At 51.9% G+C, this 23,006-nt stretch carries 16 protein-coding genes and 1 tRNA gene; 3 read left to right on the top strand and 14 right to left on the bottom strand.

Going from position 1 to position 23,006, the window contains the following annotated elements:
* Positions 1-228 precede the first annotated feature (228 nt).
* On the top strand, positions 229-3,237 hold the full coding sequence (locus CSA35_08820) for a hypothetical protein (GenBank protein ID PIE53900.1): 3,009 nt from the start codon (positions 229-231) through the stop codon (positions 3,235-3,237).
* Here CSA35_08820 and CSA35_08815 read toward each other — a convergent pair.
* From CSA35_08815 to CSA35_08790, 6 genes are all read right to left on the bottom strand, one after another.
* Positions 3,230-4,273, bottom strand: coding sequence for a peptide methionine sulfoxide reductase (locus tag CSA35_08815; protein ID PIE53919.1), 1,044 nt, complete (start codon positions 4,271-4,273; stop codon positions 3,230-3,232). The two genes, CSA35_08820 and CSA35_08815, sit on opposite strands and share 8 nt — an antisense overlap.
* Positions 4,274-4,509: 236 nt before the next feature.
* Complete coding sequence (locus tag CSA35_08810) at positions 4,510-6,108, bottom strand: BCCT transporter (protein PIE53899.1); 1,599 nt, start codon at positions 6,106-6,108, stop codon at positions 4,510-4,512.
* A 74-nt stretch (positions 6,109-6,182) separates the two neighbouring features.
* Positions 6,183-7,739 carry a phenylalanine ammonia-lyase gene (locus CSA35_08805; protein PIE53898.1) on the bottom strand — a complete coding sequence of 519 codons (1,557 nt, stop codon included), beginning with the start codon at positions 7,737-7,739 and terminating at the stop codon, positions 6,183-6,185.
* A gap of 5 nt (positions 7,740-7,744) precedes the next feature.
* A complete protein-coding gene (locus CSA35_08800; protein PIE53918.1) occupies positions 7,745-9,991 on the bottom strand; it encodes an aldehyde oxidase in 2,247 nt (748 codons plus the stop codon).
* Between the two features lie 62 nt (positions 9,992-10,053).
* Positions 10,054-10,905 carry a hypothetical protein gene (locus CSA35_08795; GenBank protein PIE53897.1) on the bottom strand — a complete coding sequence of 284 codons (852 nt, stop codon included), beginning with the start codon at positions 10,903-10,905 and terminating at the stop codon, positions 10,054-10,056.
* Complete coding sequence (locus CSA35_08790) at positions 10,895-11,362, bottom strand: (2Fe-2S)-binding protein (GenBank protein PIE53896.1); 468 nt, start codon at positions 11,360-11,362, stop codon at positions 10,895-10,897. Before CSA35_08790 ends, CSA35_08795 begins: the two co-directional genes overlap by 11 nt.
* A gap of 382 nt (positions 11,363-11,744) precedes the next feature.
* On the opposite strand from CSA35_08790, the gene CSA35_08785 reads away from it, so the two are divergent.
* Positions 11,745-12,485, top strand: coding sequence for a GntR family transcriptional regulator (locus CSA35_08785; protein ID PIE53895.1), 741 nt, complete (start codon positions 11,745-11,747; stop codon positions 12,483-12,485).
* On the opposite strand, the gene CSA35_08780 is transcribed toward CSA35_08785, so the two are convergent.
* The 8 genes from CSA35_08780 to CSA35_08745 all read right to left on the bottom strand — a co-directional run bounded on the left by CSA35_08780 (position 12,454) and on the right by CSA35_08745 (position 22,492).
* Positions 12,454-13,470, bottom strand: coding sequence for a DegT/DnrJ/EryC1/StrS aminotransferase (locus CSA35_08780; protein ID PIE53894.1), 1,017 nt, complete (start codon positions 13,468-13,470; stop codon positions 12,454-12,456). The two genes, CSA35_08785 and CSA35_08780, sit on opposite strands and share 32 nt — an antisense overlap.
* 103 nt (positions 13,471-13,573) lie before the next feature.
* Positions 13,574-14,353 (bottom strand): creatininase, encoded by a 780-nt coding sequence (locus CSA35_08775; GenBank protein PIE53893.1) that lies wholly within the window; start codon positions 14,351-14,353, stop codon positions 13,574-13,576.
* A gap of 200 nt (positions 14,354-14,553) precedes the next feature.
* Positions 14,554-16,080 (bottom strand): peptide-binding protein, encoded by a 1,527-nt coding sequence (locus CSA35_08770; GenBank protein ID PIE53892.1) that lies wholly within the window; start codon positions 16,078-16,080, stop codon positions 14,554-14,556.
* A 78-nt stretch (positions 16,081-16,158) separates the two neighbouring features.
* Entirely contained in the window at positions 16,159-17,139 is a 981-nt protein-coding gene (locus CSA35_08765) for a peptide ABC transporter ATP-binding protein (protein PIE53891.1), read from the bottom strand.
* Positions 17,140-17,142: 3 nt separating this feature from the next.
* Positions 17,143-18,120: a dipeptide/oligopeptide/nickel ABC transporter ATP-binding protein gene (locus tag CSA35_08760; GenBank protein PIE53890.1), complete on the bottom strand. Its 978-nt coding sequence runs from the start codon at positions 18,118-18,120 to the stop codon at positions 17,143-17,145.
* A 28-nt stretch (positions 18,121-18,148) separates the two neighbouring features.
* Positions 18,149-19,006, bottom strand: coding sequence for a peptide ABC transporter permease (locus tag CSA35_08755; protein PIE53917.1), 858 nt, complete (start codon positions 19,004-19,006; stop codon positions 18,149-18,151).
* Between the two features lie 88 nt (positions 19,007-19,094).
* Positions 19,095-20,042: a peptide ABC transporter permease gene (locus tag CSA35_08750; protein PIE53889.1), complete on the bottom strand. Its 948-nt coding sequence runs from the start codon at positions 20,040-20,042 to the stop codon at positions 19,095-19,097.
* A gap of 758 nt (positions 20,043-20,800) precedes the next feature.
* Positions 20,801-22,492 (bottom strand): DEAD/DEAH box helicase, encoded by a 1,692-nt coding sequence (locus tag CSA35_08745; protein PIE53888.1) that lies wholly within the window; start codon positions 22,490-22,492, stop codon positions 20,801-20,803.
* 417 nt (positions 22,493-22,909) lie between these two features.
* Here CSA35_08745 and CSA35_08740 point away from each other — a divergent pair.
* Positions 22,910-22,985, top strand: a tRNA-Thr gene (locus CSA35_08740).
* The last annotated feature ends 21 nt before the right edge of the window (positions 22,986-23,006 follow it).

Below are 23,006 nucleotides of genomic sequence, written 5' to 3'. Positions count from 1 at the left end.
GCCCCCCTTAGAGATGTGTTGTTTTTTAAAAAACTATAATCATGCAGGACCTGTGATGAATTCTATCAAGGTACGCTCTGAATTGTCAAGTTGATTCTAGATTTATCCAAAAATTACATCTCATCGGCGCTTATGTGATTCGTGATCTCTACGTCGCGGTGTTGTAATAAGTTATATCGTGATAATGAGCTTCCCTCGTATATAATATATATAAGGGAGGAGAGAGCATTGTCGTGGAAGGTGAGGCTTCTGGGAAAACCGTGTTTTTCTGTGAATGGTCGAGAGGTCTTTTTCTCGTTTCAAAAGGTAATGGTTTTGGCCTGTTTCCTCACTGTGGAGGGACGGTCGTCCAGAGAACTTCTGGCGGATATGTTCTGGGGAGATCGTCCGGGGCCTCTGGCTTTTAGAAATTTGAGAAACGCCTTGTACCAGCTTCGGTGTGTTTTTCCAGATAGGGCTGTGCTGGCTGATCGGCATTGGGTCGATCTGGACTTGGGCGATGTGGATGTGGATTTGAAAAAACTGGACGAGTTGGAATCCGTCTCCGATCTTGAGCTTAAGGAGCTTTCCCGGCCTTTTATGGAGAGTGTCTCTTTACCTCAGTGTCCCCGATTCGAACGGTGGCTCGAATCGATGAGGCGAAACGTATCTCAACGCTATCGTGAGGGGACGAGGCAGAGGGTTCGATCTCTGATGGCGTGTGGAGATCATCGAAACGCTCTCTCTGTCCTCGATTTTGTCATCGACCTCGACGATCTGAACGAAGAACTCTATCAACGACGATTTCTCTGTCTCTCAGCTCTGGGACTCAAGAGTCGGATTGTCGAATCCTACAGGTATTTAGAGCGGAAGCTCGATGACGAGTTGGGACTTGCTCCGTCCCAGGAAACTCAGGAGACCTATCGAGCTGCGATCTCGTTGAATGTGTGCTCATCTCCTGAGAAAAGACAGAATAATGGGGGCTCGTCCTTGGTCCCGTTTTTCGGTCGAGGTCGTGAATTGGAGCAGATCAGGATATTTTTACAGAGGAACTGTGACGGACCTCGATGTGTCTACGTTTCTGGAGAGGCAGGGGTAGGAAAGAGCAGGCTTGTCGCCAAGGCTGTCGAGTCTCTGAGATTTGAGGGGCCGGTGATCATTGGTCGTGCTTTGAGAGATGCAACCCATCCTTTGCTACCTTGGGATGGAATTATGGAAAGCCTTGCCCAGCAGGTTGATCTGGAGGATCTGGATTTGCCTGTCTCTGTCTTGTGTCTTCTTGGAGAAGTTTTCCCATCCCTGAAGATTCAGTGTATGGCCTCTCAGCATGTCCCTCTGGCCAGGATTGGGGCATTGGTTGCCCTGGTGTTGGACCGCTTCGGGGCGGGAAGACGGGTATCCCTCGTCATTGAGGATCTTCAATGGCTTGACGAGGGCTCGTGGAAGGTGATGGAGGGCGTGTTGCTCCATAGTCCCTCGAACGTCGATTTTTTCTTCACGACCCGAAGCTATGGCTCTCCGTTTTCGGTCAGATTTTTTCGTGATGTTGAAAAGAACGGAAGCGTATCCCTGTTCGATTTGAACCTGAAGTGTTTCTCCAGGGAAGAAACCCGGGAATTTTGCCGTGCTGCGCTGCTTGGCCGAAGCCCGTCTCTTGAGGCTTTGGATCGCATCTATGCTCAGACCGAGGGGCTTCCGTTGTTTCTCGTGGAATCCATCCGTCTTCTCGCTTCTGGACGGTCTGTGGACGAGATCCCTGTGCGTCTTTCCGAGGCTCTTGAGGTGCATCTCATGGATCTGGCCGATGACGGGCTGTCGCTTATCGAGTGGCTTTCGGCGTTTTCCGTCCCTGCCGATCTGGGTATCCTTCAGCAGGTGTCTGAGCTCCCGATGCGGCGATTGGTTGACCTTGTCGAGGAACTTGTAGCCCAGTCCATCGTCCTGGAGCGGAACGTCGGTGGGAGATCATGCCTTGATTTCAGTCACGGTACATTGAAGGAGTACGTGTATCGGCGGATGTCTCACGCTCGACGTCAGTTGATCCACGGATCTTTAGCCACGATTCTGAAAGCCGACCTGGCTGGGCGATTCTGGAACGACCTGGCCTGTTCCAGGGTGATCCATCATTGTCACAGAGCCGGGGAGCCACTGGATGAGCTTGAGTATACGTTGATGCGGCTGAGACGTCACATTACCTTAAACTACGAGCTTTTTCCTCTTTTGAACGACGACGTTTTGCGGCGATCTTCCTCCTCTTTCGAGACGATGGAACAGACTATTGAGCTTCTGAACGGAGCGAAGAGTCTTATACGCAGTCTGAAGAACGGTCCCTGTTCCGATATTGACCGGCTTCGCCGTATGGAGGTTCTCTTTCTGGCCCTGAGCGGTGGGTACCGCCTCTGGTGGGGTGAGTACGACCCTGGCAAGGTATTGGTCCGATCGGCTCTGGATCAGGCGACGACCATGGGGGAGTGGGAGTTGGCGCTTGAGTCGCTTCAGCATCTCTGCTACTACGGAATTCAGATTGAGGATAGCCGATTTTTGTCGGCTTACGCCAAGCGTCTGAGCGGCGTAGCCGGTCGCTGTGGTAACGCACCTGCCAAGGCCATGGCGTTCCGATTTCTGGGCATGTCCAGGATGTTCGCCAGAGAATACGATCTAGCCGAACGGCTCCTTCGATCATCAATTGAGCGTTTTGAGACCATCGAGGCTTTGGACGCACCCTACACGCTGCAGATCATAGCAGCTAATAGCTATCTGGGAGACATCGCTCACCGTACCGGTCGACTTTCCGATGCCTTGAACATATACGAGGCGTGTATCGATGCCTGTGAGGCTGAGGGGTTTTTCCGAGGGCTCTGTCTCTTTCGCAGCAACGCAGCTCACGTTGCCCTTGATCTGAATGAGGGCGATGTTATGGATCACCATCTTAGAGCCGCCCATTCCTTTTTGGAAAGGCGTCGGGGCAACTCAATTCTCTTCAGCCTTTCAGCCCTTCGAGCCTGGCAGGAGGGCGACAGAGATCGGTGTCGCTGGATGCTCGAGCAGGGAGATCGGCTCTGTGTGCCACTTCATAAGAGATTTTGGCTGGCCCTTCACTTGTGGGTCAAGGGGGTTATCGCCGCCCAGTCAGGTGTGGAGCGAGCGGGGGATATGGGTCTGTCCCGTTCGGCGAGAGAGTACCTTGAGGACTCTCTCGCCTTGTACAGGGATATGGAGATCGACCACAAGGTTCAACTGTTGAGGAGGCTCATTTAAAAAGATGCAGGTATCGGCCGTATCCCTCTTTTTCGAGGTCGGCCAGGGGGATAAAACGCAACGAGGCCCCGTTGATGCAGTATCGTAGGCCTCCCTTATCCCGGGGGCCATCTGGAAAGACGTGCCCCAGGTGGCTGTCACCGGCGGTGCTTCGAACCTCGATACGAGTCATGCCGAGGCTCGTATCAACCAATTTCTTGAGTACTCCGGCGTCGATGGGTTCCCAAAAGGCGGGCCAACCGCACCCGGAGTCGAACTTGGCTGTGGAGGAGAATAGGGGTTCTCCCGTGACGATGTCCACGTAGATGCCTGGCTCATCCTTGTGGTTCAGGGGACTGGAGAAAGCCGGTTCGGTGGCAGATTGCTGGGTGACCCTGTATTGGAGATCGGTGAGCCTCTTTTTCAGCTCCTCGCCAGGAGGGCGTACGTACGTTCGCTTTTCGTCGCTGGTGGAGATGTTGTCGAGATGACCGAAGTCGACATGGCAATAGCCTCCTGGGTTTTTCTCGAGATATTTCTGGTGGTATTCCTCGGCGGTGTAAAAGTTCTTCAGGGGTTCGAGCTCTACCGCCAAAGGCTTGGTGTATTTCTGGGCCTGCTTATCAAAGACCATTTTGCTCACGAACCGATCCTGATCTGCCGTGGGGCCAGTCAGATAGACTCCGGTTCTGTACTGATACCCGGAATCCCCACCCTGACGGTTGATGGTCGTCGGATCGATGATGGCGAAAAAAGCCTCAAGAAGCTTTTGCAGGGGTAGTCTCGATATGTCGTACCGTACCATGACCGCCTCGGCGTATCCCGTATCGCCTCGACAGACCGCCTGATAGGTAGGTGTCTCGGTCACCCCGTTGGCGTACCCCACCTTGGTCGATACGACTCCTGGCACTCGATCCATAAAGGCCTGGACGCCCCAAAAACACCCACCGGCCAGCACAACTTCTCTGATGTTTTTCTCGTCAAAGGTGGTGCCATTGTTGGGGTTCGACGGGAGTGTCCCAGTTTCTCCGGCCTGAGTGCCCCTGATCGGGAACATCCCGAGACATAGAGCTCCCGCCACGATCAGCAAAACTCCGAATCGCATGATATGTACCTCTCTTTCATATCTCTCCTGCATCTTGCTTTTGTAGTATGACCTTTTTGAGAGGTTTTCGCGTCCGTCGTTTTGACTATGTTGTACTGAGCTGTTCATTCCAGGTCAGAGAGATTGGTTTCAGACGGCAGATGGCATAGACGAACGCCCCGACCGTTTAGCGGTCGGGGCGTTCGTGTTTATTCCACAATTTTCTCGATGAAGAACGTTTTGATAAAGGCGAGGATCTGCAGGGCGAAGATGAAAAGGACCACAAAACCTGCGGCGGCAGCCAGGGCCTTGACACCGTCCACACCTTGAGTTCCTCTGCCGAAAGCCGCCATGATGATGGCCACGATGCCCACGGAGATACCCCACAATGCCTTTAATTTTGCAGGAGGCTCGGTTCCGATTGGAACGTCTTTTACACACATAGATCCGATGTTAGTCAAAGTAGCGTCGGCGTTCGTGATGAAGGAGATCAGGATCACGAAGATGTTGACCGGTACCACGATAGCTCCGAGTCCGAAAGGCAGGTGCTTGAGGAATTCCCAGAGGGCCATGATGGCTCCGCCGCTGTTGATCGCCCCGATCAGATCAGCGCCCCCCGTGGCCTGCATGTGGAGCGCGCTGCCTCCCCAGATGCTGAACCAGATCAGCCCGAATATGGACGGAAGAATCCAGTTGACCACCATGTACTCTCGGACCGTTCTGCCATAGGAGATCATGGCCAGGAAAATCCCCGTAACGGGGGCATAACCGACCCAGAAAGCCCAGTCAAAGAGGGTCCAGGATCGAACCAGGGCTTCGCCTCCGATATCGATGGGATCCAGGCCCCAAAGCCAGAAGTTATTCAGCCACTGCGCCAAGCCGGCCGTGGAGGTCCTGACGATGTACGTCAGGGGGCCCGTGAGGAGAAGAAGAGCCAAGAGACCGTAATAGAACCAGGCGTTCAGGTTCCCGAGGGCCTTCAGGCCTCTGTCCATACCTATGTAGGAGGAAAAGGTGAAAGAGACGATAAGAAAGATACCGATTACCATGAAGATAGCCAGGTCTCCCTCGATGCCGTATCCGCTTTTGAGTCCTCCCATGACGAGTGTAATGCACATGGTCAGTCCGGTGGTCAGACCGATAGCCAGGGCCAGCATGGACAGGGTGTCGATGATGGAGGAGAAAGCGCCTCGGGTGACCCGTTCTCCAAAGATCGGTTTGAGGGTTGTCGTCACGTTCAGTTTGTCCCTTTTGTTGTAGTAGATATAGGCAACGAGAAGACCGCACAGTGCGTAGATGGCGTAGGGGACGAAGGTCCAGTTGTAAAAACTGCGGGCCATGGCGAAGATGGCGGCCTTATGGGTGTTGGGCTCGATACCCAATTGATTCAGTTCACCCCATACGTTTCCATAGTAGATCAGAGGTTCGTTGACCCCCCATGTAACGATGCCAGTCGCTACACCGCCGGTGAGGGTCATGGCAAACCAGGTCCAGAAACTGTATTTCGGTTTGGCGTCTTTGCCACCCAAGCGCATACTCCCGATTTTTGACAGGAATACGATGGCGACCAGGACGACTGCTGCCATGATCGAGAGCTGATAGAGCCAGCCGAAACTGTCCAGTGACCAGAAAAAGAAAGCGTTGGTTCCTTTGGTGAGGGCCTCCTTGCTCAGGAGTCCCAGCAGGGCGGCTCCGCCTACGACGAGGTAGGCTGGCAGGAAGACGGACCAGCGTATCCGTTTTGTTACGTTTCCCTCCGTGTTGGGTATCTTATTGTTTCCGTCTTGTTCGTTCCGTTGATTTCCCATGTTAACCATAACCTCCCTGAGTTTGGATTTTGCACTCCTGTCCATTTATGTCAGAAGCAGAACGTTTTTTGATATTATTGGGATGCTCCCGCCTTTTCAGATACCTGTTGTCGTGTCTGTCGCGCCGCTTTCAACATCTGTCCACTTCTCACCACCTCATAGGCCATCTGGATGTCCGTAGAGAGGTTGCGATCCCGGTCATACCAGGAGACCTTTTTGCGAAATTCATCGAAAGCCGCTTCTGTCCCACACCCCAGAGGCAGATCAGGATTCTTCTGGCGGCGCAGGGTTATGGCCTGGGCACCGTGGATCATCTCCATACCCAGGATGTATTTGAGGTTGTCGATGATCCTGCGAAGGCGTTGTGCCACGTGAGGAAGGTTCGATGCGTGGTCCTCCATGCCTCCCGCAAGGGAGAAGAAATCCGCTGTGGATGGGTTTGAGAGATGGCGGATTTCGGTGTCAAGCAGGGTGAAGCTCTTTTGCAGAGCGCCAAAGGCGTGTACGTGAGTTTCCTCGGGTGTGAGGAATCTGGGAAGTTTTGTCAGAACGGGGTTACTCAGTCGGATGGAACGATAGCAGGAGGCCTTCGATACATGGCTGAGCATGATGGCCAACATCTCAAATCCGACGGCGAGGGTGGTGACCTCGAAGTTAGAGCAGGATATGATACGTCGTTCATCCAGCAGGATACACGGGTTGTCGTCTGATGTATTCATCTGCACGAGAAGATAACGAAGCACGTACTCCATGGCGTCCCTCAGAGAACCATGTATGTAGGCTCCGCCCCGGAAACTCAAAGGATCCTGTACAGGGCGTTGGGGGTCAGGTGTCTCGATATAGCTGCCAGAAAGGAAGCGTCGTACGTTACCTGTGCTGACGATCTGACCAGGCATCCTGCGAAGGGCATTGGTTTTTTCGTTGAGAGGAGAGACGTTGCCGTTCAAACCCTCCAGTGAAACGGCGTAGATCAGGTCGGCCTGATCCACGAGATCGAGGAGATCTGCCAGGACAAGAGCTCCCTGAGCTGCTCCAAAGGCGTTGCTGCTGACGATGGCTAGGCCGTCTTTCGGGCCCAGAATGACCGTATCGAGTCCCGCTTTCTGGTGAGCTTCCTTAGAGGAGATTCGCTCTCCACGATAGATGACCTCGCCCTCGCCGATCATGGCCAGACCGATGTGAGAGAGTTCGGTAATATCGGCTTCACCTATGGATCCTCGTTCGGGTACTACCGGATGGATGCGATGGTTTAGAAAGTCGACGTAGCGGTGTGCGATTGCCGCTTGGACGCCCGTATTTCCGCTCAGCAGACAGTTCAGTCGGATGGTCATAGCTGCCCGGACCTCGGCCTCGGAGGCCTCGGGGTCCATGCCCAGTGTGTGGGAATGGACGAGATTTTCATTGTATGCTTTGAAATAGTCCGAGGCGATATGACGATCCTTGTTCCAGCCTACACCGGTGTTGAATCCGTAGACGGGAACATCGCTTTCGACAAGGTCGTTCACAAGCTGGCGAGAGGCGTTGAGCCGCTCAAGACCGTCGGGGGCAATCTCCACTTCGACTTCTTCACAGGCAATTTTTCGAAGAAGATCGAGGGTCAAGTTTGTGCCGTCCAAAACTACCTTTATCATCAGCCTCATTCCTCTCTTCGCGTATGTTCGATGGCCTGAAGAACTCGCTCTGGAGTCAAAGGCAGATCCGTCATGGATGTTCCCAGGGCTCTGTTGACCGCGTTAACCACAGCTGCTGCTGTGGGAACCGTGCTGATCTCTCCGATACTTTTGGCACCGAAGGGCCCCCCAGGCTCGTATTCTTCCACGAGCATGACCTGAATCGGAGGCATGTCTGGGGCATTAATCATGTGATATCGACTGAGAGAGTCGCTTTTGGGATGGCCCTGTTTATCGTAAACAAGCTCCTCTGTGAGGGCCATGCCTATGCCCATCTGAATGCCTCCGTAGATCTGTCCTCTGACCATAGCTGGGTTGATAGCCTTACCCACATCGTGAACCGCTAAAAAATCGGTCACCTGAATCAGCCCCGTCAAGGTGTCCACCTGCACCTCGGCGAAGTTCACGCCGTAGGATGCCGGGTTCATCCTGGGAGCGTACTGATGGTATTCACCCACCTCCTCTCTGAGTTCTTTAGCGATCCTGCAGACCATCTCTCCGTATCCCCATTCACCCAACTCGGGAACGATCACTCGACCAGCATTCATCTGTACAGATTGTTGCTCGACCTGGAGTACCCGGGAAATTTGTCCGATGAACCGCTCCCGCAGTTTTTCAGCCAGGTCGAGAGCGCAGGGGCCGCAGACATATGTCACCCGGCTGGCGACACATCCCACGTCGAAAGGTGTTGTCTGAGTGTCTCCTTCTGTGACGTGAATCATCGTGGGATCGATGCTCAGTATCTCTCCGACAATCTGTCCTATGACGGTCAGCGTACCGTTGCCCAGCTCGTGAAGGCTTGCGTTTACAAGAACCGTCCCGTCCTCACAGAATCGCATCGCCATGGAGAGAAAATCGGGGAAGGGGGACCCGTAATAGCCGTTACCGTGCGTGCAGCACGCCAGACCGACGCCTTGTCGATATCGATCCGTTACCAGTGAGAGGTCACGGCGTTCGGTCCATTGAAAGGCTTCAGCCCCAAGGCGCAGGCAGTCCCGTATTCGGGCATTGCCCAGGGGGGTACCTCCGGCCGGGTCGGGGTCGCCGGGGTGAACGAGATTCTTCATGCGAATTTCTACCGGATCCATGCCAATGTGTCGCGCCAGAAGGTCGATGTGAATTTCGGTTATCGTGTGGATCTGAGGAGAGCCATATCCTCGACAGGCCCCGTTGGGGGTCGTGTTGGTGAACGTTGTCTTGCCGACAAATTTTTGGGACGGAAGAGTATAGAGGCGAGAGGCTTTTTTCCCCATCGCCATAGTGACTCTGTGTCCCCCCGAGGTATATGCGCCGGCGTCCGTGATGGATCGTATATCCCGGTGGAGGAAGTTCCCCTCTTTGTCGACGAACGTGGTGACGGTTCCTCGTGTGGCGGCTCTGGTTCGGGTACCGATGATGGTTTCTCTGCGATCCATGGAGAGGCGGACTGGGCGGGCAAGGTCCATTGCTATCAGGGCACAGGCCGGTTCAAGCAAGACCTCCTGCTTCGCTCCAAATGTCCCGCCCATAGGAGACTTGACTACCCGTATCCGGTTGATCGGTCTGTGAAACAGCTCGGAGAGGACGTAGCGAATCGTGAAGATCATCTGACAGGGAGATTCGACCAGTAGGACATCTCCATACTCTAGGGAAGCCTGACAGATGTGGTTTTCCATGGCGCTGTGGTGGATCTTGGGAGTGGTCACGGTGCTTTCAAAGTGAATTGCGTTTTTGGGTGGTCCGTCACCATAAGAGATGCAGCCCTCAAGGACCTGGGGGAAGCCTTCCCGGAACGACGGAGCCTCGAGAGCTGCTACCATATCGATCACGGGGTCGTAGGTTTCATACTGAATCTGCACCAGAGAAGCTGCAACTCGAGCAGCGTGGTCGGTCTCAGCGACCACAGCGCCGATGACATCTCCAACAAAAATCGGTCGGTCTGTAAAGACGCGCTCGTCTCGAAGGTCAACCTGGTCGGGCAGGAAGATGGCGCTGTTGTATGTCTCGCCGGGATCATCCGCTGGGGTGTAAACCTTGATGACGCCCGGGACTTTCAACGCTTCGGTCGGATCTATCGATATGACTCTGCCGTTGGCAACGGAGCTGAGGATATGTCGCGCATGAACGACGCCCCCATCTGGCCGGTCGGCCAGGTATCGGAGACGTCCGGTGCATTTCTCAACGATGTCGTTTCTCTGTACATCGTGCCCTACGTATTTGCACTCATCGGTCATGGAGGGGAAGTTCACCGGGAATGTAGGGAGTTGTTCGGTTTCGACGTTCCTGCACGTACTGGTCATAGCAAAACCTCCTCGAGACGAATCCATATATCGTCGCCCAGACCTCGGATTGCGGTTCTCTTATATTTCATGGAAGATCGTGTAGGAATGGTCCGCTCGACCGTTTCGGAGAGAGCGTCCAGAAAGTCTCGTTTGTTTCCCGATCCCCTGAGCAGGGCCGATATCTCTTTTTCTCCTTCAGGAGAGCGGGTGGGGCTTGGGGCAATGGCACCAACGTACAATCTGACCGGAGAGGATATATTTCTCGGATCGTCAATACTGAGGGCCAGGTTGATTTTGGATATCGTCACGGCCCGACGACTCCCCACCTTTGCAAAATCCGAGTAGCCGTGAGGCCGAAGAGGAACTTGAAACGATCGTATGTATTGATCCGGCCGAAGGATCGTCTTATTTCGTCCTGCGATACATTCGCAAACGGGGTGGAGCGATGTGTTTCCTCGAACGTCCTCGATCACGACCCTTGCCTCAAGGCAGGACAAAGCTGGGACAGTATCGGCCGCTCCCGAAGCATGAGCCAGGTTCCCTCCGATGGTGCCTCTGTTGCGTATCTGTGGTGAACCCACTGATGCAGCGGCCAATGATAAGGCTCTGGCGTGATGGTACACAATTTCAGATAGCTCAAGCTGTGCGTGGAGAGTCGTTGCACCGATTGACAGCACATCCCCTTCCTCTTTCATTATTGAGAGCTCAGGGATCCCCATAAGATTCACCAGATAAAAATTCAGCGCGGGGTGTTGCCTCAGGTACAGAACCAGATCGGTTCCACCGGCGATGAGTCTGGTGTCATCGTCGGCATTCGATAGGATTTTTGTGAGCTGCTCAATCGACGTGGGAGACTCAGCCTGCATGGCGGAGCCTCTCTGCTGCGTCCATGATGGCCTGGACGATGGGGACGTAGCCTGTACAGCGGCAGATATTCCCCTCAATGGCCCGACGTGCTTGCTCTTCCGTGGGGTTGGACTTCTCCATGAGAAGAGCCTTGATGGACATGATCATACCGGGGCTGCAGAAGCCACATTGGAGGGCGTCGTTGTCCACAAAGGCCTGCTGGATCGTGTCCAGCTCTCCTGACGGTGCCAGCCCCTCTAAAGTTATGATCTCTGAGTCCTGAGCCTGAAAAGCCATGACCGTGCAGGAGGTTACAGCTCGACCGTCCATGATCACGGTGCATGCGCCGCACTCCCCTTCAGAGCATCCCTCCTTGACGCTGGTAAGCCCCATATTTCGAAGGAGATCCAGGAGTCGGTCGGCTGGAGATATTTCCACTGATCTGAAGTGGTCGTTCACGGTCAGTTGTATGTTCATCCTACATGCTCCCCTCTTCTTGAAGTCTGTTGATTCAAGATCATGAGATATTCTAGAATGAAAGGGTCAAAAAAACGTCAAAAGAGCCTGAAGACTGGTCTTCAAACTCAACGTATTGTTTGTATCCTTCTCCCTTTAGGATAGAACGGTATAATACTGGTTATAATGATATATCTGAAAAGGAATGGGTTTCTTCTGAAGACTGTGGTGTGGTCTCTCTTTAAACCGTCATGGAAGGAAATTCGTAAAAGCAGCAGGAAGAAGGATTTGCAGGGGAAAGAAGCCCCTTCTTCCTCTCCTTATTTATGGAAAAAACCGCAGGTAGGACAGAGGACGTACAGTGTTTACAGGTATTTAAAATAACGCCAGGGAGGGGCATGGTATGGGCTCCAAAATAACTCTTTCGAAAAAAGTTGAGGTTTATCTCAGAAATAAAATTCTGAATGGTGAGTTGCAGCCCAATGACAAAATAGTGGAGCTTGAAGTCGCCAAAGAGATGGACGTCAGTCGGGGACCGGTGCGTGATGCACTGAAAACACTGATGTTTGAGGGGCTTGTCGACTACAAAACGAACAAGGGGTGCTCCGTCAGGACTCTATCGCCCAAGGACGCCTATGAGATTTTTTTTATACGGGGCAGCCTTGAGAAGATCGCTCTGGAGCGTTGCGGCGGGCACTTCAGCGGCGAGGCGATCTTTAAGATGGACATTGCTCTAGAACGGATGAAAAAAGCATGTGAGGAAAACTCTCTCACAGCCATTATCGCCGCAGATGAGATGTTTCACTACCAGATTGTGAACATGGGGGGAATATCTCTTTTAACAAAAATGTGGCAAATGCTCAGTCCTCTCAATGGAGCTATGTTTCTGACTGTGAAGAGAGCGCAGAAACTGGGTGCCGACGTCTTTCAGGCACCGTGCGACAATAAATACGCTGTCAGCCACAAGAACAACTACGAGGCTCATAAAGCCATTTTCAACGTCCTCAAGGAAGGCGGTCTGGAGAACTCATGTCTCTGTTTGGACGCACACTACGCAATCATGGGTGAAAAGATCTACCGTGTCAATTTGCGTGAAGAGGCCAGCAAAAATTCTATGAACAGCTATTCAATACCTCAGCTATAGTTCTCATGTCCTCCAGGGAGCGGTGCTGATCGCATGGCAGGCTCATGACGTGACTGTAGAGATATGCAGTGTCCTGCTGATCGGTCAAATCGATGTAGGGCCCCTGAGGCCAAAAAATTTTGCATTTGATGTCCAGAGCTTCCAGATGGGCCTGGACATTTTTTCTTTCTTTGGCGTAGACGGTAAAGTGGCTGGGAACGGTCTTCTCGTCGAGGACGGGAAAGACGATCCTGATATTTTCACTCTCTTTGACATGCTCCAGAAGACACTGGTAGTTCTCGCGTCTTTTGCGGCAGATGGTTGGAATGTCGGCGTATTTCATGATATACACGGATTTCTCATCACTGCCGTAGTCGTCGAAAATACGCCTCAAGAGCATCTCTCCTTCCCAGAAGAGATCGGCGCTGTCCTGTTCTATGGCTTCATATCTCAACAGTAAATGTTGTTCGTGAGGCTTCATGGGTGTATTTGAGAAGTTGCTGTTTTTTTTCATCGCAAAGCCGCCGCAGGCGACTCCCATCCACTTACGCAGGCTTCCGGCTGCGTAGTCGCAGTTTTCATCGATAGCGTCTGCGGAGAGCACTGAATGGGTTATATCCTCCATGACAGTAATGCCGCGTGTTTTGCATTTTCTCACGAAGTCCCTGTCGTAATTGGAGAAACCGTAGTAGCCGCAGATGGAGATCAGGCTTATTTCGTCCAGGATATCTTCAGAAAAGAGCGGTCGCATATTTCTGTCGAAGGGGTAAAAACGAAGCGAGTATCCTGCTTTCACGAAGGGTGCCACCACCGTCTCGCAGGTATATAAAGGCAGGTAGGCGACCTTTTTCTTGTCGTTTTTTACGATATCGAGAAGGCAATGATAGATGCCGCATCTTCCTGACAGAAAAAAATCCCAATTGGCGTTGGGGCACAGCTTTTCGAAGAGTTTATTCTCTTTCTCGACCGTCGCTTCCAGTGGAAACAAGCCGCTTGAGTAATTCATATATTTCACCTATTTCGTTATTTAAAGTTGAGTCACGCAGCGCGAGGAATTCCGCCTGTGGCGATGTTTTTTTCAGTCTTGTAGTATTCTTTGTGTATATGAGCTATTGAGGTCGTTTTTGATCGAGATCGAGTTTGCGGAACTCTTCCATGAAGTCGACGACGTAGTCGGCGCAGGTTTGCAGCATTTCAACCCCCCATTCCTCTGTGGCAGTATTGGGGTGATCTGGGCCGATCCAGCCGCCCGTGGAGGTTACCTGATCGACGGAACGCATGATCTCGATGTTGACGCCCTTGTATTTGACGGATCTGAAGCCGGTGGTCTCGAGCTCATCGGAGAGGTCGATGAATTTCAACGGCCCCCCGATCTCGCTTTTGTCGATCAAATCGGGGTTCACTGCCATGATGGCGGCGGTTTCCTCACCACCGCCGTGTCCGCCTTTCCATGCGGGGTTCATGTCCCACGCCATAAGCCACCAGTTAAGCAGTGCCACAAGGCAGCCTTTTTTCTCGAAATCGAAGCCGGCACTCTCAATAGGCTTGATGTTGCCGCCATGGCCGTTGAGAATTACGAATTTCCGGACGCCCTGGCGATAGAGGTTATCCATGACGGCCTTTAAGAGATCGTAGAGCAGCTGATTGCCGATGTCGATCGTGCCGGGATAGCACGCCAGCGCTTGCGTCGCGCCGTAGGGTATTGTGGGGGCGATCATCACATCGCTTTTTTCTTCAATCAACTCTAAAATCCTGTTGGGAATCAATGTGTCCGTGCCCAAGGGCATATGCCTGCCGTGGCACTCGCAGCTTCCGACTGTGATGAGCACGATGTCATTTTTCTTGAAATATCTCTCCGCCTGCGGCCAGGTGACGTTCTCCAGTCTCATTCCAATCACTCCTTTGTTCTATGTCAAAGGTCAATTGACCTTTGAATGCGGAATAAAAATCCATAGCGATTCACTCCTGCAGGATTCGCGTTACTGTTTACCGAACAAGAGGCAATCGCTATGGACTTTTTTTACGGGATACTCATTTATTTTTTCGTTTTACCCTTGCAGGCCCTTTGTTTCAAGGAGTACCAGTTGAATTACTTAGGGATCCTTACGGTATCGAGGTTGTGATACCCGACGGGATCGATCACGAACCCTTCAATGCCTGTACGTGCTCCAACGTTGATACTGGAGTAGTAGAGAGGGGCATTGTTGTTGATCTTCCTCAACAGTATGGCAAGGTCCTTGTAGATGTCTTTTCTCTTGTCAGGATCGGAGATGGTTCTGCCAGCCTCCACAAGTTTGTCAACTTCAGGGTCATGGATAAAGGAGCGGTTTCCTGAAGCGCCTTGCTTGCTGGAGTGCTCAAGCGAATAGTAGGTGTAGTCGCCGTCTCTGGATGACGTGGTCCAGCCGAAGAATCCCATATCGTGCTTTCCGGCAGTGGTCTTCTGGATGAAGGAACCGAATTCCATCACCTCGACGGAGCATTCGATGCCGATGTCCAGAAGCATGGCCTGAACAGCCTGGCAGATTTCGATTCTGGATTGATTGTCGTTCACCCACAGGGTGGTCTTGAAACCATTTTCATAGCCGGCTTCCTTCAGAAGAGCCTTAGCCTTTTCAGGATCGTATTCGTATACGCCGGAAGGGTGGTAGCCGAACACCGCCGGAGCGATGATGGCGTCAGCCGCCTGGCCGTTGCCGGACATGATGGTCTCAACGATAAGTTTACGGTCAATTGCGTAGTTTATCGCCTCTCTGACCTTGGGATTGTCGTAAGGCTTCTTGTTCATGTTCATGGAGATATACCAGCAGGAAAGACTGGGAGCCTCGAGGACGACGATCTCATCGTTTTCGCGGGCTCTTTTGACGTCGTTGGGGCCGAGCTCGTAGGAGATATCCAGGTCGCCGGTCTCAAGGGCGATCAGTCTCTGAGCCGTTTCGGGGACGACCTTCATGATGAGATTGGGCGTCGCAGGTGTACCGTCCATGTAATCGTCAAAGGCCGTGAGCTTGACCATCTCGCCTGGTTTCCACTCCACAAACTTGTAGGGGCCGGAACCTACGGGATGAAGTTTGAAGGCTTCCTCATCTTTTTCGACAACCTTCTGAGGAATGATCGCGGCGAACGGCACGGCGAGGTTCCTCAACGTGGGAGCGTATGGAGCGTGAAGGACGATTTCAACCGTGTAGTCGTCTTTGACCTTGACCTCCTTGATGAAGTCGACAATATACGACACGGAGGAGGAGGCGATCGCTCTGTCGAGCGAGAATTTGACGTCCGAGGCCTTTAAGGCGCTGCCGTCGTGGAATTTGACGTCGTCCCTCAAATGGAAAATATAGGTGACTTCGTCGACTTGTTCCCAGCTTTTGGCGATTTGAGGTTGTACTTTACCGGTCGCGGAATCGACAGCCGTCAAAGTGTCGAAAATCTGACAGGTAACTGTTACAGCGGGGGTTTCCTTCCCCTGATGCGGATCAAGCGATGTTACATCCGCACCCTGTCCCCAGACAATTGTGTCCTTGTACTCCTTCCCCACCGCACAGCCGCAGGCTGCGATAGATATGGTGAGCAGCGATGCAAGGACAGTACACCAAAAACTCTTGCTGAAACTCTTCATCTCTTCTGTCTCCCTTCGACTTCGTTGAATTCGGACCTCGAAGAGGTCCGTTGTTAAAAATTAAAAGCTATTCAGCTTTTAATTTAAATATGGAGAACCCTGAGCCATAACGCAGCTGATAAAGTGGTCTTTTTCAATCTCAACCAGCTTCATATCCTGGGCGGTACACTTGTCACAGACGTAAGGACAGCGCTTGGCAAAACGACAGCCCGGCACTGGGTTTATGGGCGAAGTAATCTCTCCTGAGAGGGTAATACGCTGCATGGGCAAATCGGGATCGGGCACGGGAATAGCCGAAAGAAGTGCCCTGGTGTAAGGATGGCGCGGGTTTTTAAAGAGCAGGCTGGAAGGCGCTTTTTCCACCATCTGTCCCAGATACATGACGATTATATCGTCGGAGAAAAACTTCACCACGGAAAGGTCGTGAGTGATGAATATGTACGTCAAGCCTAGTTGATCCTGCAGGTCCTGCATCAGATTGAGGATCTGAGCCTGAATGGAGACGTCCAGTGCGGAGACCGGTTCGTCACATATGATGAACTTAGGACTAAGGGCCAGAGCTCTGGCGATGCCGATTCTCTGCCTTCTGCCACCGTCGAGCTCGTGCGGATAGGTGTTGATGAGCCGGGGAGCCAGACCGACGAGATCCATAAACTCGGTGACCTTCTTGTGAAGTCCGACCTTGTCCCTGCGGCTGTACAGATTCTGCACGATCAGAGGGGCAGCGATGGCCTCCGCGACGGTCATCCTGGGATTAAGCGAGGCGAAAGGGTCCTGGAAGATAATCTGCATGTTTTTTCTGAGGGCCTTGAGTTTTTTTTTATCGTAGGTGAGGATATTCTCGCCTTCGAAATAAAGCTTCCCTGAGGTAGGTTCATGCAGCCTCAGAATGGCTCGTCCCATGGTTGATTTGCCACAACCTGACTCGCCCACGACGCCCAGAGTCTTTCCCTCGTTCAGGGTGAAAGAGATATCGTCTACCGCATGAAGCGTGCCGGCAGGGGTGTCAAAGTATTTCTTGAGATGTTCGACTCGTAAGATCTCATTCGTCTTTGCCAATATTCATTTCCCCCTGTCATAATATTTGAAACAGCGCACTCTGTGTCCGGATTTATATTCAACTAACTCTGGAAGGTTGAGTTTACAGCGTTCCATAACATATGGGCATCTTTCACCGAACTTGCAGCCACTGGGCAGACTGGTAGGATCCGGTATCATGCCGTCAATGGCCTGAAGCCGTTTTTCGTTTGAGGTCAGCGAGGGAACGGAGCCAAACAGCCCGTTAGTGTAAGGGTGCAGTTTATCCCTGTACACGTTTTTGATGTGTCCCACCTCGACGATCTCACCGGCGTAGATGATTGCCACGTCGTCGCAGTTCTGGGCGACGACGCCCAGATCGTGCGTGATCAGCAACATCGAGGTGTTGTCCTTTCTCTTGAGTTGATTGATCATGTCAAGTATCTGCGCCTGAATTGTCACGTCAAGAGCTGTCGTCGGTTCGTCTGCGATCAGTAGTTTCGGCTTGCAGGACAGGGCAATGGCGATGACGACCCTCTGCTTCATGCCTCCGGAGAACTGGTGGGGATAGTCTGCGTATCGTTGTTTGCTGATTCCCACCATCTCCAGCATGTCCTTGGCCTTTTTGACCGTCTCTTCGTGCGTCATCTCATGATGGTGAGTCTCGATAACCTCGAGAATCTGATCACCGACGGTCAGCACTGGATTGAGGGAGGTCATAGGATCCTGGAAGATCATCGAGATATCCCTTCCTCGTGCCTCCATCATCTCCTCCCTGGAGATCTTGAGAAGATCACGCCCCTCGAAGAGCACTTCACCGTTGATAATTTTACCTGGTGGGTTAGGGACCAGACGCAGGATGCCTCTGGCAAGGGTCGTTTTTCCTGCGCCCGTCTCGCCCACGAGACCGAGCGTTCTGCCCTCTTCGACTTCGATAGAGACTCCGTTTAACGCTTTTACAAGGCCGTCATCTGTTATGTAATGTATGTGTAAATTTTTTACTTCCAGCAGCTTCTCTGACACGTTTTTCCCGCCTTCCTCATGATACCCGTTAATTTTTCAGCCTGGGATCGAGTGCATCGCGCAATCCGTCGCCCATCAAGTTGAGAGCGAGGATAGTAAACATGATGCCCATTCCGGGAATAATCGTAATATGCCACGCGTCTCTGATATACGTCCTTGCGTTGGAGAGCATCGCACCCCACTCCGGTGTGGGAGGCTGAATTCCCAGACCAAGGAAAGAAAGTCCCGCTATGGAAAGAATCGCACCGGCAATGCCTAACGTGATCTGAACGATTGTGGGAGCGAGAGAATTAGGTACGATGTACTGGAAGATGATAGTGAAATCGTTACAACCGATGCTGCGTGCTGCCTCGATAAACTCCTGTTCCCTCACCATCAGCACGGATGCTCTGACTGTTCTGGCGAAAATAGGAACATAGGCGACCCCTATTGCGATAAGAACATTGGTCAGACTTGTTCCCAAAGCGGCGACTATGGCAATAGCTAATAGCATTGACGGGATTGCCAACAGAATATCCATAAATCTCATAAGGACGTTGTCGAGCCGTTTACCGTAATACCCGGCGACGGCACCCAAAGCTCCGCCAACAACGCTGGAGAAAAGGATGGCGAGCGTTCCCATGAAAAGAGAGTACCTGGTACCCCAGAGCATCCTCAGCAGCATGTCGCGACCGAATTCGTCAAGTCCGAACGGATGCGACAGGCTGGGTTTCTGTAAACGAAGTCTCAAAGATTGTTTGATGACGTGATGGTTATAAAATGCCTTATCTGTGGCAATGTCAACAACTATGGTCACGATCGATGTCAGGACCAGGAAGAGGATAAAGTACAGCCCGAGCATAGCCATTTTGTTTTTTTTGAAGCGTCTCCAAGCCTCCTGCCACAACGAACGCTCCTCTGACGTCGTTACAACAGGTGAATAGTCATTTTCAAGTTCTTTTTTTCCTTTTTTTCTCTCTCTCATAAAACCCCACCTACTTCCCCTTGTATTGGGATTTGATACGTGGATCGACGAAGGCATAAATAATATCAACGATAAGGTTGACAATGGAGAATGTCGTTGCCATGAATATAATAGATCCCAAAACAAGAGGAATATCCTTTGACTTGATGGCATCGACCATCAGCCGTCCGAGACCAGGCCAGGAGAAAATAGTCTCTGTCAGCATCGCGCCTCCTAAGAGGGTGCCGAACTGCAAGCCTGTCGCAGTGATGATGGGAATTAATGCGTTCCTGAGCATATGGCGGTAGGTTACTGTCTTTTCGCTTAACCCCTTTGCTCTCGCCGTGTTGATATAATCCTGTCTGATAACCTCAAGCATAGAGGAACGCGTCATTCTCGTCACAGTTGCTGCGCATCCTGTCCCCAAGGTTAATGAGGGCAGAATAAGACTCTTTAGAAGGGGTATAAATCCCTCGCCCATTCCCTGAGACGGAAGCCATCCTAAGGTAAGAGAAAAAACGATGACCGCCAGGAGCCCGAACCAGAAGTTCGGCATGGCAACGCCGATCAGAGCGAAGACCATGGACACGTTGTCGATAAGCGAATATTGCTTTTTTGCCGAGATGATGCCGATGGGCACGCCGATCAGCAGCGCGACTGAAATCCCTGTCACTGCCAGGATGCCCGTGTTGGGGAATCTGCTGATGACCTGATCCCAGACGCTTATACTGTTCTTATATGAAACGCCAAGGTCGCCGTGGAGCATATCCCACATATAACGCCCGTAGCGCTTCAGAAGCGGATCGTTCAGGTGCAGTTCCTCACGCTTCATCTGCAGGGCTTCCTCTGTTGCCTGCTCACCCAGAATGATTGCTGCAGGGTCTCCAGGAGATAGGTTAAGAATAAAGAACACAATAAAAGTTACGCCGATAATCACAGGTATCATGGTTAGCAATCTTTTAATTAAAAATCTTGACATTCTCAGTCATCCTTTTGTTTTAACATTTAAATATTGTTTTTCTGATCAGGATGATTCTTTTCATCATTTTAGTATGAGATTATGTAACACCTGAGTTCATCATCAGAAACGAGAACCGATCAACGTTATAGATGAGGTTTCCGACGATGCAGGCTCTGTTTTTCTCGATGGTTTGAAGTATCAGATTGTCTGCTTTCATAGATGAAGTCCCATTGGATAGGTTGCTGTATCGGGTACTCTGTATGTACGGATACTCTTATCCTGAGAGTTGAGCTCTATGTGGTTCTTGTATTCCGAAGACGCTTTTGCCGTTTTTTCTTGTCACCTGACATCGGTGTCTTCCTGAGATCTCTCGTTGTCTGAGCATCTTTTTTATTTCCCTGTTCTGGGTAGGTGGGGGATCCTTCTCGGAAAAGAGGTGTTTTTTAGAGATATCACTCTGTTGAGTATAATGTTATTTTGACGATTGTCAACAAGATCTATTGATATTTTACAATTGTAATTTGATGTAATTTATTATTTTAAATAAATTTATTTAAAATAAACAGAGTTGTTTTGTTGGCATATCTTCTTGTAGGAAAGTAAGTTACACAGGTGTAGAGTGATTTAGCTCATCGTTATACTGGAGCGAGCAATAAACAATCCGCTCCGATGTTTATCTCGGGCATAAACATCGGAGCGGATTTGTCAACGATCTGCTAGAGGTCTATGCCTCGGGCTCTTTTGACATTTTTTAGGGTGGGTGGAACTTTCAGGCACTATCGATCCCGGTGACGGCGAGAAGGTGAGGTGGAACGATGGTCCTGACCATCCAGAAGCCCCCATTGGGTTAGTCGAACGGCACCGTCACCGTTGATTCGGTCCGACGCCAAGGGGCCGAGCTCGACCTCGGTGTGGCTGTCTCTCATGCGGATATTGCCCACTTCGCTTCGATCCACGTTCAGAGCCTGGCACAGGGTTGCCAAAATCCGCCCTACGGACCAATCCTCGTCCATACGTCCTTTAGAGAGCTTGATGGATCTGGCTCGTCCTCTAAAGGAGGACCGTCCTCTTGGATTATCGCTTCTTCTGGGGCGACGGTCCCTGTCTCTGGAGTTTCGGAAGGATCGCCGGTTTTCGATCTCGTCCTGGAGTGTTTTACGAAGGTCGTAGCCGTTGGGCAGTCCCTTGACGTAACTTCCCAAGAGGCGGGCCACCAGGTCTTGAGCGGGGAGCATATCCAACAACTCGTTGGCCCACGCCAAAGAATCGGTCGTAGGTTCTGGTCCGTCCACTAAGGCGCTTTCTTGAAGCCCTCTCTGGACCTTGGCGATCTCGGCCATATCTGGTACGTTGACCCAGTTCAGGTCCATGGACGATGCCCGGAGCATGGCCTTGAATCGGCCCCGTTCTCTCGGGGTGAGTACCAGGATGTTCTGTCCCTCCTGACCGGCCCGTCCAGTTCGACCGCTCCGATGGACGAAGGTCTCCAGGTTATCCGGTAGACCGATCTGGATAACGTGGGAGACTCCCTGGACATCCAGTCCCCTGGCTGCGACATTTGTGGCTACCAGGAATGGGATACGTCCCTGACGAAAGGCGTTCATCACGCTGTTGCGTTCGAGTTGGCTCATGTCGCCGTGGAGGGCGGATGCTGCAAAGCCTTCTGCCTGGAGACGCTCCATGGTCTCCACTGTGCCGGCTTTCGTGTGACAGAAGATCAGGCCCATCTCGGGATTCTCCCAGAGCAGGACGTTGACGAGGCCCTCAAGTCGTTTGCCCGATGGGACCAGGTAGACCCGATGTGTGATATCCTCGTGCTGGTCCTCGTCGTGGCAGAGGGTTATCCAGCTTGGATCGGTGAGGTAGCGCTTAGTCAGAGATGCCACCTCGCTAGGCATGGTGGCCGAGAAAAGCCAGATTCTTCGCTCTGATGGGATGGCCTCCAGGATGGCTTCTATCTCGTCCCGAAACCCCATATCCAGCATGGTGTCTCCTTCGTCCAGGACGATAGAGTGGATTGCATCGGTCCTCAGAGTTCTTCTCCGAATGTGGTCGAGGGTCCTACCAGGCGTCCCTACGACGAGAGCTGCTCCTCGACGAAGATCGGTGATTTGGCGTTCCATATTCATTCCTCCGACCAAGGATGCGGTCGATAGTCCCATGTATCGTCCAAGCCATTGAGCTTCTCCGGCGATCTGCTGGGCCAACTCCCGGGTAGGGGAGAGGACCAGGATCTGGGGGGTCGTCGTCTCGCGGGGAAGGTCGTTCAAAAGCGGAAGCAGGAACCCCAGAGTCTTTCCGCTCCCAGTTCTGGCCTGGACGATCAGATCCCCCTGTCGATCAGGAGAGGAGAGTACCTGCTCCTGAACAGGCATGGGGGTATCAAATCCCTTAGCAGCCAAGGCGTTCAGAAGCTCTTTCCTCAGGCCATACGCTTCAAACTCGGTTCGTGTCGCAATGTGATTCATAAAAATTCGTTCCTCCTCGGTGACCAGGGTCGAATGCGAAACGTCTTCGCCCTCACCACCGATGGCAACAACGTCTCGTCTCTATTTTCGATATATAAAAGCAAATTATCCTCGTTGTTCATGTTGTTGTCAAGTTTTTTCATGTGTTTTTTCGTCAGAGAAGGATTTCTACTATTTTTACAATTTGAAGAGAAACAGACTCCTGCTCTATTATATAGTGTACCTCTAAAAACTCAGAAACTCGCCTCAGGTCGTTTGGACGAGACAGGGCTCTGGCGGAACAAGCTGAGGCTGGGAGATTCGGATGTAGGTTTTTAGAGGTGCCCAATATTTACTCGTACTTCTCCTCCTGTCACAATCCTGGACTCCGATGGTTGACATGACGCTGTTTTCCTGTATAATACTTTTTTGTTGCGGGCCGGCGTAGCTCAGTTGGTAGAGCAGCTGATTTGTAATCAGCAGGTCACCAGTTCGAGTCTGGTTGCCGGCTCCAGAGATCAAAATGTGGTAGTGT

It is taken from the genome of Dethiosulfovibrio peptidovorans (assembly GCA_002748665.1).
GTDB classification, from domain to species: Bacteria; Synergistota; Synergistia; order Synergistales; family Dethiosulfovibrionaceae; genus Dethiosulfovibrio; species Dethiosulfovibrio peptidovorans_A.
The sequence above is the reverse complement of the archived record's forward strand: the minus strand, read 5'-3'. Positions and strand labels throughout refer to the sequence as shown.

Excerpts from the sequence above, each read along its gene's own strand:
- CSA35_08805 (PIE53898.1), bottom strand. The coding sequence starts at position 7,739 with ATGATAAAGGTAGTTTTGGACGGCACAAACTTGACCCTCGATCTTCTT.
- CSA35_08795 (PIE53897.1), bottom strand. The coding sequence starts at position 10,905 with ATGCAGGCTGAGTCTCCCACGTCGATTGAGCAGCTCACAAAAATCCTA.
- CSA35_08745 (PIE53888.1), bottom strand. The coding sequence starts at position 22,492 with ATGAATCACATTGCGACACGAACCGAGTTTGAAGCGTATGGCCTGAGG.
- CSA35_08815 (PIE53919.1), bottom strand. The coding sequence starts at position 4,273 with ATGTTCCCGATCAGGGGCACTCAGGCCGGAGAAACTGGGACACTCCCG.
- CSA35_08750 (PIE53889.1), bottom strand. The coding sequence starts at position 20,042 with ATGTCAAGATTTTTAATTAAAAGATTGCTAACCATGATACCTGTGATT.
- CSA35_08790 (PIE53896.1), bottom strand. The coding sequence starts at position 11,362 with ATGAACATACAACTGACCGTGAACGACCACTTCAGATCAGTGGAAATA.
- CSA35_08775 (PIE53893.1), bottom strand. The coding sequence starts at position 14,353 with ATGAGACTGGAGAACGTCACCTGGCCGCAGGCGGAGAGATATTTCAAG.
- CSA35_08785 (PIE53895.1), top strand. The coding sequence starts at position 11,745 with ATGGGCTCCAAAATAACTCTTTCGAAAAAAGTTGAGGTTTATCTCAGA.
- CSA35_08800 (PIE53918.1), bottom strand. The coding sequence starts at position 9,991 with ATGACCGATGAGTGCAAATACGTAGGGCACGATGTACAGAGAAACGAC.
- CSA35_08810 (PIE53899.1), bottom strand. The coding sequence starts at position 6,108 with ATGGGAAATCAACGGAACGAACAAGACGGAAACAATAAGATACCCAAC.
- CSA35_08780 (PIE53894.1), bottom strand. The coding sequence starts at position 13,470 with ATGAATTACTCAAGCGGCTTGTTTCCACTGGAAGCGACGGTCGAGAAA.
- CSA35_08770 (PIE53892.1), bottom strand. The coding sequence starts at position 16,080 with ATGAAGAGTTTCAGCAAGAGTTTTTGGTGTACTGTCCTTGCATCGCTG.